The following is a 9,617-nucleotide window of genomic DNA, read 5'->3' as shown; positions in this document are numbered from 1 at the left end:
GTCAACGAGCTGCAGCACGCCATCCTGCACAGCGGTGGCGGGCCCGCCGAACAAGCCCTCGCCACCGAGCTCGCCGAACTGGTCCGGCGCCGCGACGAACAGCGGCCCTATGCCCACGCCTACACCCACGCTCACGCCGACTGGGTCCGCTCCGAGCACACCAGCGAAACCCACCACCGCCTGCTCGCCACCATCGACGAACAGATCACCGCCGCCCAACGCGACAACAAGACCGAACTCGCCGCGGTCCTCACCGAACACCGCGCCGAACTCGCACGACACACACAGGCGGTCGCCGTCGCGCTCGCCGACGCCGCCCACCAGCGCGACACCGCTCAGGAGGCCTTGATGAACATCGCCGGCGGACCCTCAGGCGTGGTCACCGAGCACGACATTCAGCAGCGCCGCAGCGCCGCCATGCGCGCTGACGCCGAACAGCTGCGCCAAGCTCGCATCGAGGCCACCGACCTCGACAACCAACTCATGCGCGCCGAACTCGCCGCCGCCCGCGTATTCGGCACCAGGCCCGGCGTGGACTACGACCTTGTCGCTGACCTTCCCGCACTGCGCCGCGAAGTCGACATGCTCGACGAGGCCGGCGTCCGCAGCCCCGCCGCCATGTACGCCACGCGCGAAGCCGACCTCGACCAGCTCGACCAACCGGCCGCCGCGGCCGTCACCGACATCGCAGGCAGCGCGCAAACCGTCCAACCCCTCCACCTGGGCGCCAACGCCGACAAGTCGGCAGTCCTCGGCGCCCTGGCCACGACCGCACTACGCAACCAGCACCGCATCCTGGCCATCCCGGCCACCCAGGATGCCGAAACCTATGCCGGACAACACCGCTACGCCGACACCACCGCCAACCCCGACCAAGCGATCGAGCGGCTCGACAACGGGCAATGGAAACTGCCCACCGGCACCCTGCTCGTCGTCGACGACGCCGACCAACTCAACCCCCGCCAGCTGCAGGCCCTCACGAAGGCTGCCGGTGACGCCAACGCCAAACTGCTCCTGGTCACCAACGCCGACAACCAGCGCGAAGCCAGTCTCACCGACATGCTCAACAACCACCTGCCGTGGTCACACCGGCTTGCGGACCCGGCCGAGCGTCCCGCGCGTACCGCCATCGACCGCGTCGAACACCACCTCGCCAGCACCACCGCCGCCGGTGAGGCGGCGCAGGAGGCCTCCGACCTGCTCAATCGCCGCGACGAGCTGGGCCGTACCTACCACGACATCACCCACTACCGGGCCCGCGCCCTCGACGCCGACCGCGATCGCAGCCGCGGCACTGACGTCGGCCTCGACCTCTAATCGGTGCCCAACAGCTGTAGCTCCCAACGGACCATGTCGAGTGCCGTCATCACTGCCGGATCATCGGGATCCACACCTTCACTGATCAGCGCGAGCCGTTCCTCGAAGTCCATAACCGTTTAGACGTCGACGACTGCGGCCCGGTTCCCTCACATCGCGGCCGCGGCCGGGTTACTGGACGGGACCCGACCGGGCAGCGGCGGCACGTAGAGAGGGTGCAGGGTCAACATCTGTCGACGGAATCGGCGATGTCCCGACCCTGACTGATTCTGGATATCGATGTGCTCGGTCTCGACCTCGATCATGCCCGCGTCGCGGAGATCTCGGATCCCCGCCAACCGGGTGTCTTCAGACAGTCCATGCCGCTCGCTGAACCCCTTGGGGGAAAACCACACCGGAGGAGCCGCCGGTGTGCGGACCCCCTCGCCCGGTGGGTGTTCGACCCCTGCCGGGCGATGGTGATACGACAACACGATCAGGTACATCGCCAGGCCCGGGCCACTGAGCCTGGCGATCGCACCGGTAGTCCACAGTCGGTCGGGCACCCGAAAATACGATCCGCTCTTGCCGTCGGGCCGCAGATACGGTTCTCCAGGCCGGGCGAGGTCATCGAGCAGGGTCACCACGTTGGCCATACCGGGCTGACCGGGCTCGATCGCGATGAAACCCCGCCGTGCGAGCTCCTGAAAGTTGGCCGTGACGGTACGAGGGCCCTTCACCGGATCGTCCAAGCCGATCAGTTCGGCCCACCAGCTCGCCGGCCTCTGCGACGAGTAGGGCGGCAGAGAGTTGACCCACCACAGGCTCAGCAGCAGCGCCAGCCGGGTCCGGCCGCCACGTCCACCGCCAGCCCCGCCGCGGGCAGCCCGCATCACCGCTTCGAGCCCGGTTTGGCTCTCACCTTCGCGTGTCACGAAGGACCGGCGCACGGGAGCGCCGCGGTGTGCAGTAGTTCCTGCGAATGTTTGCGCGGTGCGTCGCGACGGAACCTGACGTCCAAGCTGTTGAGTCACCGTCTCTCACCTGCTACTTTCGAGTGAAGACCCGCCACACTTGGTCAGGTAATTACATAGTACCGGGCGCTAGCGCAGGGGTTTACCGGGAGCAAGCGACATCTGATGTCTGGCAGCCTAGGTCAAAACGTCAAACGTGCAGTAACGTTCATGGCGCACCGGCCCACCAAACGGATTTGCTCGGCACTTGGCAACCGCGCAGTGGGCCCGCTCGCGCCAGCGGTCGCCGCCGCCCCAGGTCTGGGCGTCGGGGAAGGAAGGCAGCTGGTCTTGCGAAAAAAGGTGCCGACGACCCCCGGGCTCCTCCCGGGGGTTCGTTCGTATCTAGGCCTCTCTACTGCTGTAGGGCGGCGATGAGAATGAGTGCGTTGATGACGGCGATGATCAGGGCGGCGGCGGCCGCGACATCGTATTGCGTCGTCACCGCTCGGTTGTGGCTGTGGCAGCGCTTGAAGATGCCGGCGCGCAGACGTTGGCAGCGGGCACTGCCGTCGTTGATCCATGCCGAACATTGATAGGTCCACTGCGCCGCCAGCGCGATCGGCACACCGATGGCGATCGCGCCCAGGGCCAGAAGCCAGAGGCGGTCGTCAACGAGCCAGGCCAAGAAGAGCCAAGCAAGGAAGTCCGTGCCGGCCACCGATCCTGTCTGGCGTGCGCTTTGGTCGGCTGCCGTCAAGAGACCGTTGGCGCTGCCCCTCGATCGGACGGTGCCTCGTGAGCGAGAGGTGAGCGCCGGAGCTTTCGGAGCGCTCCCCCGCCATGCCTGTGTGCCGTGCACCGGGCAAGCCGCTCTCGCGGCAGCACTCTTGTGACCCTTGACCGGTGCTGTGCACTTCCGCATAACCAATGCTAAGCAGCTCGCAGTGCGCTACCTGGTCCAAAACTATGTGGATTTGCGTAGATCCGGTTGCGCATAGCTACCGTCCGCCGACAACAGCGGCCTGAAGTTCTCATCGAGGAACGACCGCTTCAATGCTGCCAGACTCCAGCCGAGGAAATGCGATAGCGGCACCAACGCCAGCAGGCCGACCTCAGAACGGGGAACCGCCGCCACCGGACCACGATCGGTGGCCGTCAGGATCTGGTAGCCCGGGTTCGTATCGTCGAGTTCATACCCTGCGGCTAATGATTCTCTGCCCCAACGGAGTTCGACAAAAGGAAGGTCCACCTCAGCTCGGATATCGTCACCGAACATTCCGAACAGGTAGCGCTCGAGAACCTCGATCTCCGCCACGAACAGCACCAACTGCTCATCGCCCAGTTCATCGACTTCGACGAGCTCCACACGACCCGTCGACGGCCGGCGGATCACGTATCGAATCGGCGCGTCGACCTCCGACCTGAGCTCGACAATGCCGGCGGCGTCGTCAGTGCGATGAACGAAGCCAGCGGTGCGTGCCCACCCCAAGCAATCAGGGCTGAGGATTACCACACCGGTCACGGTGGACCACCGTAGCGGCCTGACAGATGACATTCTTCACCGGACAACTAACTGTGCGCGACATAGCATTCGGCCCCTGAACGAGCAGGTCAGCGAGATCTCCCTACTGAGCGATTGACCCGCAAGTGTTGCGGACCGGGCCGACAACCTGACCAGCTGTCAGCCAGCGAGGGACGCTCGGCGGTGCGCGCGCACCCGGCAGGCAGGCGAGCAGTAAACGCGGCGGCGTCCCGATCGCGCCTGTCGAATGACCCCTTCACACACCGGGCACCGCGTTTCGTTACATGCGGGCTCGCTGGGCTCCATTTCGTTACATGTGGCTTCGGGGAGACTGAAAATGTCGACGTCAGCGGTGGCGACGGTCGCAAGTGGGCGGTTGGACCAGAGCACTTCGATGCGCCCTTTGTAGACCCCACCCTGGCTGGTCGCGGTTGTCAGTTCAACTCGGTACCAATCGGCATACAGCTCGTTGTCGTAGAGCGCGGACGCGTACCCGGAGAGGACGACGGTTGCAGCGCACGAATGCAGGGACTCGGCCAGCTCCCGATGCTCGGCCGGAGACAACATCTCATTGCGGTAGTTGCGTTCTCGGACATCACCGACATAGGGAGGGTCCACATATATCAACGTGCGCCGACCCTTCCCATACGCGGCGATCATGTCTAGACCTGCACGGCACTCCAGCGACACCGAACGAATCCGCTCGGCAACGGACTCCATTCGCCGCACGTAGCCGTCAAGGCGTCGCGGCATCGAGGTGTGCGCGAAGTCTGCGGCGTCGAAACGCCAGCCGGTTGGGAGCAAGGTTCCGGTGCGTCCCTGTGCCAGGCAAATCCAGATCCGGCGGGCCCGTTCGAGGTCATCCAAGTCTGCGGGCCGGTTCATGGCCGCTTTGCGCTCGGCGCGTGAGTGAGGGGTCAGCGCGCAGTGCCGTGTTAAATCTTCGGGACGCTCTCGCAGCATCCTCCAGAAGTGGACTATGTCACCGTCCAGGTCATTAACCGTTTCGAGCCGACTCGGCTTCTTAGCCAACAACACTGACAGTCCGCCGGCATACGGTTCGACGTAGTGGGTGTGCTCGGGAAGCATCGCGGCGATCGCCCCGGCGATCTTCTGCTTTCCGCCGAAGTATGCGAACGGCGGACGCAAAGTTGGCGTTGCCAACGCTTCTCCTCGGGTCAATCTCAAGAATATTGGGTGGTCGCGACGACGCAGGCTAGGCGCGTCAATGGCGGACTAGCTCACCGAGTGCGTGCGGTGGTATGTCGGCGACGCTGACGAGCTGCCCGGTCGTGTAACCAACGTGGTGGAACAACTAGCGGGCGGGCAGTCCCGCGTCCCCGCTTAGGACGGGGCACTGCCTGGGCGAATGCATCACGAGGCAGTAGGGGCACGAGTGATCCTCAGCGAACGGCCCGTAGCGCTCGGTTGGGGTCAGGGCGAATGTCGACGCCTCGTCGCTGGGCCTGGTGCGAATCCACCCGCCATAGTCGTAGTGCCACCGGGCATTGAACCTGTCGCGCCAAGCTCGATCACGGTGTTCAGGGCTCAAGTGCAGAACGTGTGATCCATGCGCTGCGGTCGGCATAGTTGTTCTCTCCCTCCGAGTCTCGGTAATTGGTGTCGTCAGGACATTGGCGACGGAAAATCCGGCATATCCTCGTCCGTACGCCAGTTCCATACCGGCAGTCCGGCGATCAGGGAGATCTCGTCCCCATCCGCATCGCCGGCAGGACGGTCGATGAACGCGGCGATCGCCGGAGCGGTGTCGGTGAGAATCAGGGACGCCATCGGGGCCGCGCTGCCGTTATACGACAGCATCTTGCGGAACGAGCGCTCCTCGCTAATCGCGGTGCTGAGCAGAGTGCGATCAGCGTCGCCCGTGAAAGGCAGCCAGTTGCGATCCGTTGTCATCAGCGACAGTTGATCGACGTGCGCGTATCCCGCCCGAGAGACCGAGAAGGTGCAGATCGCCAACAGCCGAACATCGCCAGCTTCGGCCATCTGCCAGAGCTCCAGTTCGGTAGTGAATCGTTTAGCGAGCTTGCGGTATAGGTCTTCATTGAGAAACCAGGGGTGTCCAGGCTGGTGCCGCACCTGCATTTTGAAGCCATGGCCGGCCGGCTCGATCGCCTTGATCTCGCCCACCCCGATCAACAGTTTCGTTGCCTTTCCTGGCTGAGGTCGAGCTGGAGCCCACGCCTTAATCCGACGCTGCTCGATGCCGGTCTTGTGATCGGCCGAGAATGGTTCGGGCACAAACAAAGACGCGGTCAGTGGATCCTTACGCACCAGCTTTCCGTCCACGGCCGCCCGCAGACGTCGGTGGACAACCGCCCAGGAGCGATGCCCGGCGAAACGCGCATGCCAACTCGTCAGCTCCGCTTCGTCCCACAAATAGTGCAGCACAGCCAGGAGCGACAACTTGTTCCCGTGGGTCTGCACCGTGTCTGACGGGGAACCGGAGGGTTCAGGAGCAGCCCGGTTTGCGGACTTCGACAGTGAAAAACCCAACCGTAAAGCCGTTGTGCCATCGGCCGGATTGTCGACGATTGACTGCTCGGCGACCGCTCCGTAGCCAGAAAGCTCACCCGGGGGAAGCCAGGATCGACACCGATGGTCGTGTGCGACTGCCGTTCCGGGCATTCGCTTGACGATGAGATCATGTCCGGCGGCCGCGATGTACATCTCCACCCCTGGGGACTGGCACAAGCACAGTGGCCGCAAATGGGCAGCTTTCGCTCGACTAAGAGTCTCCTGGGCCGCCGGTGTGTGCACATCGTCAATCCGGCTGCCGGCAACCTGAAACATGGATTGCATTGACATGGCCAGCGCTCCTGTTCTTGTTGAGGGTTGGTCGTCAGATGACCGGTGCGGACAGAAGGTTCGCGATCAGTCCCACGATTCCGGCAGCAACCTGCCCGATCATCCACACCGCGCCGAACAGCGCGATCAATAAACCGCTGAGCCACGGCACTTTTCGGGCAGTTTTTGTCGCCATCATGCAGTCTCCCTTGGTTTGCAGCTGCTCTCGTGGAGCGCAAGGTCGACGGTCCGCCCGGCTCGACCCCAATGCGCTTTGACCGACCCCTCAACCCGAACTCGCTCGGCCAGTCCACGCCGTTCCAGGGTCAGCAGGGCGCGGTAGACCTGCTCGGCCACCAGTGCTACGCCAGCCATCGTGTTGACCTGCTCTCGGATCTCGGTCGTGCTCAGAAACCCCTTGGTGGATCGCAGGACGTCGAGACACGCTGCCTGACGCGCATTCAGCGTGCTTTCCTGGCCGTTCATCGTGATCGTGCCCTGGCTCCGGCCGCGGCCAGTCCGCGTTGATGACGTTCAGCAAGTCGAGCCCAGAAACTGTCGCCCGACCGTGACGCCGGCTCCTCCAAGGCATTCTTGATCGCTCGGTCATAGAGCACGAGGAACTTCGACCATTCCGGGATCTCGGTGAGCACGCCAGCTGTCCCCTTGCGCACCAGCCGGGCATGGTCGCCGTTTGGGGGGAGCAATCGGCGGTAGTCCAGAGTGCTGCCCAGGTGCGAGGACAGTGTCTTGTGACCGGAAACTTGATCAAAGGTCTCCTGGCGCCGAGTGGTCTGCCCTTCCCACTCCTCGGCACGCTGCAAGATCTCCATCTCCGGTGCACCGAACATGATCAACGCCGACGGGAAGGTGTCGCGCAGCTCCTTCATATATGCGGTGCCGTAAACGGTTTCCAACTGGGAGCTGGCCTGCACCGCCAGCACGAGATTCGCACCGAGCCCTCGGCCCTCACTGATGTAGCGGCGAAGTGCCGGCATCGGAGCGGTATTTGCAGCTTCGTCGATCACGACCAGCAGGCGGTGCCGCATCTCGTTACGTGCGGTCTTGGCTCTGCACACGCGCACGAGGTGGTCGATCAGTGTCACCGCGGCACCGGCGATCGAGCCTTCAGCTGGCGTGAGGATATACAGCGTGGACGTCGGATCTTCCAGGATCGACTCATCGAACGCCGGAGGGAGATTCCCACGCAGCTGCAGACGCATCCACGGAGTCACCGACTTGCGCATCGTCAACGCGATGCTGTCACGCTGCTTGGGATCCATCACCAACGTCGCCATCAGCGCATCTCTGAACAGCGGAATGTCGGCCACGATGTCAGCGGCGTGCTCCCAGCCCGGATCGCTCGACTTCTGCTCGCCCTGCTTTGTCAAGCGAGTGTTGTTGACAGCCAGCAGAACCCACCCGATACCGGCCTTGTTTCCACGCGGCGAGGCCGCGTACAGCATCGCTGCGAGCGGGGTCTCAGTGTTCGACTCCCAGATACCGGCGTCGCTGACCTGGTCTGCGCCCGACCCCATGCCGACAGCCGACATCTGCATCATCGTGTTCGCGATCGTCACGGCCTGATCCGGTGTGCTGATGAGCTTCGTGGGGTCGAATGACAGCAGATCAATGTCGGGATAGTCGGCGTCGTAGTCGGGGCGAAAGTCGATCAACGCGCTCGGTCCGTAGCGTCGCTGCATGACCAGCTTTATCAGGTCGTCTTTCGGACTCACTACAACCGCGGGCCCTGTCCACATCACGGCGGCGGGAGCAAGGATACGGCGGGTCTTTCCGCTCTCGGTGGGTGCCGAGACCAGTACGTGGGCAGCCGATTCGGCCAATTTGCGGCGATTGGACTCTTCGTCGTACTCGAACCCGCAGTACGGCGTGGGCGGCGGTTTATAGGCCATCGCGATCTCGCTTGATCGGAGTGCGCTCGCCTACTGGTTGGCGCGAGCGGGTACGAAACACGCTCGGCAACATCTCGATCTCCGTGTGGAAGCCGAAGTCGACCTCGTCGTGGTCCTGGGGTGGCCGCATCGGCCACCAGTCGCGCGAACCGTCAACAGCCAACCAGCCCTCCAAGATTCCGTACACCCCGGCGGCCAGCAGCGCCGCCGGAACCTGCGCGACAATCCATGGCACAACCACCGTCGAGGCAAACGTTCCGCTGCCGGAATAGACCAACCAGTAGATGAGGGGCAGTGGCACGCCGACCGCCACCGCACTCCACATGAACGCCGCGATCGGATACGACCTCAGGTTCTCCGGGATTAGCTGGATCGTGAATGAGTAGATGCCGCGGCCGACAGCCCAGCCGATCGGCGCGAACATCGCGGCGGTTAGAACAATCACCCAGTCAACCGCCGCATAAATAGTTTCTGGAGACCGTGCCCACATCGGATGGATAATGTCATCGTCGGCAGGATCAACCCGCGCACCGGTATTCGCCTGTGCGCGGTCGCGAATTTGACGAGCGAGAATTTCGTGTCGTCTTTTCTGAAATATGAACGTGTGTTGATGCCGTGCAATCCACTTTCGTCGGACTTCGTCGAAGCGATCAGTGGGCGCCGGCATCAGCGGCCTCCTGACGGTGTGCTTGATCATCAGGATAGAACCCGCGCAGCTGTTCAGCGACACCCATCAGAAAGTCACGCAACTCCGCTGCAGTACGTCCGACCGCAGCCCTCTCAGACAACGCCACCGCGGCATCAACACGGGTTTTCACTGTCTCTACCTGGTCTGACAGTCGAATGGTCGGCTCACCCCCGTCAAGGGTGATCCTGCAGGACTCTTCCTCCCACCCCACGGCAAGCTCCAGGCGATGCATGACCCGCTCATCCATTTCACGGTTGAGCCGGGACGCCTTGTACAGGGTCGACGGTGACGGTCCACCGTGAGCGAAGAGGTCATCACGAGTCCAGCCCAACTGCACCAGTCTGCGCTGGATAAAAAACATCAGCCGGGCCGGCCCGTCCTGCGGTATTGGTCTCACAACGCAGAACGTAGCAATTGCTCATCACGTTTAGCGACAG

Annotated in this window: 11 protein-coding genes; 2 read left to right on the top strand and 9 right to left on the bottom strand. The window is 63.5% G+C overall.

Annotated elements, in window-relative coordinates:
* Positions 1-1,317 (top strand): AAA family ATPase (locus tag EH231_RS33950; RefSeq protein WP_164480964.1); only part of this gene is annotated, 1,317 nt, incomplete at its 5' end.
* A gap of 149 nt (positions 1,318-1,466) precedes the next feature.
* Here the strand turns inward: EH231_RS33950 and EH231_RS20520 are convergent.
* The 6 genes from EH231_RS20520 to EH231_RS33945 all read right to left on the bottom strand — a co-directional run bounded on the left by EH231_RS20520 (position 1,467) and on the right by EH231_RS33945 (position 6,778).
* On the bottom strand, positions 1,467-2,231 hold the full coding sequence (locus EH231_RS20520; protein WP_124713198.1) for a hypothetical protein: 765 nt from the start codon (positions 2,229-2,231) through the stop codon (positions 1,467-1,469).
* 433 nt (positions 2,232-2,664) lie between these two features.
* Positions 2,665-2,970 (bottom strand): hypothetical protein, encoded by a 306-nt coding sequence (locus tag EH231_RS20515; RefSeq protein WP_124713197.1) that lies wholly within the window; start codon positions 2,968-2,970, stop codon positions 2,665-2,667.
* A gap of 246 nt (positions 2,971-3,216) precedes the next feature.
* Complete coding sequence (locus EH231_RS20510) at positions 3,217-3,774, bottom strand: Imm61 family immunity protein (RefSeq protein WP_241177780.1); 558 nt, start codon at positions 3,772-3,774, stop codon at positions 3,217-3,219.
* A gap of 159 nt (positions 3,775-3,933) precedes the next feature.
* The gene (locus EH231_RS20505; protein ID WP_241177779.1) at positions 3,934-4,938 is read right to left on the bottom strand and encodes a DNA adenine methylase; all 1,005 of its coding nucleotides are present in this window, start codon (positions 4,936-4,938) and stop codon (positions 3,934-3,936) included.
* A 462-nt stretch (positions 4,939-5,400) separates the two neighbouring features.
* Positions 5,401-6,585 (bottom strand): DUF1173 family protein, encoded by a 1,185-nt coding sequence (locus EH231_RS20495; protein ID WP_241178189.1) that lies wholly within the window; start codon positions 6,583-6,585, stop codon positions 5,401-5,403.
* 49 nt (positions 6,586-6,634) lie between these two features.
* Positions 6,635-6,778, bottom strand: coding sequence for a hypothetical protein (locus EH231_RS33945; RefSeq protein ID WP_164480963.1), 144 nt, complete (start codon positions 6,776-6,778; stop codon positions 6,635-6,637).
* A 29-nt stretch (positions 6,779-6,807) separates the two neighbouring features.
* Here EH231_RS33945 and EH231_RS20490 point away from each other — a divergent pair, with 29 nt between their 5' ends.
* On the top strand, positions 6,808-7,107 hold the full coding sequence (locus EH231_RS20490; RefSeq protein WP_124713193.1) for a hypothetical protein: 300 nt from the start codon (positions 6,808-6,810) through the stop codon (positions 7,105-7,107).
* Here EH231_RS20490 and EH231_RS20485 read toward each other — a convergent pair.
* Genes EH231_RS20485 through EH231_RS20475 form a run of 3 tightly spaced genes read right to left on the bottom strand, consistent with a single transcriptional unit; the run spans position 7,062 to position 9,577 of the window.
* Positions 7,062-8,492, bottom strand: a complete 1,431-nt coding sequence (locus EH231_RS20485) for a type IV secretory system conjugative DNA transfer family protein (protein ID WP_124713192.1) — start codon at positions 8,490-8,492, stop codon at positions 7,062-7,064. The genes EH231_RS20490 and EH231_RS20485 overlap by 46 nt on opposite strands.
* Entirely contained in the window at positions 8,482-9,159 is a 678-nt protein-coding gene (locus EH231_RS20480; RefSeq protein ID WP_124713191.1) for a hypothetical protein, read from the bottom strand. Before EH231_RS20480 ends, EH231_RS20485 begins: the two co-directional genes overlap by 11 nt.
* On the bottom strand, positions 9,143-9,577 hold the full coding sequence (locus EH231_RS20475; protein WP_124713190.1) for a hypothetical protein: 435 nt from the start codon (positions 9,575-9,577) through the stop codon (positions 9,143-9,145). Before EH231_RS20475 ends, EH231_RS20480 begins: the two co-directional genes overlap by 17 nt.
* Positions 9,578-9,617 lie beyond the last annotated feature (40 nt).

This window comes from Mycolicibacterium nivoides (assembly GCF_003855255.1).
GTDB classification, from domain to species: Bacteria; Actinomycetota; Actinomycetes; order Mycobacteriales; family Mycobacteriaceae; genus Mycobacterium; species Mycobacterium nivoides.
Note: the sequence above shows the minus strand (reverse complement) of the source record. Positions and strands in the feature narration are given on the sequence as shown.

Coding starts and splice junctions, on each gene's coding strand:
- EH231_RS20495 (WP_241178189.1), bottom strand. CDS start 6,585: ATGTTTCAGGTTGCCGGCAGCCGGATTGACGATGTGCACACACCGGCG.
- EH231_RS33945 (WP_164480963.1), bottom strand. CDS start 6,778: ATGATGGCGACAAAAACTGCCCGAAAAGTGCCGTGGCTCAGCGGTTTA.
- EH231_RS20485 (WP_124713192.1), bottom strand. CDS start 8,492: ATGGCCTATAAACCGCCGCCCACGCCGTACTGCGGGTTCGAGTACGAC.
- EH231_RS20480 (WP_124713191.1), bottom strand. CDS start 9,159: ATGCCGGCGCCCACTGATCGCTTCGACGAAGTCCGACGAAAGTGGATT.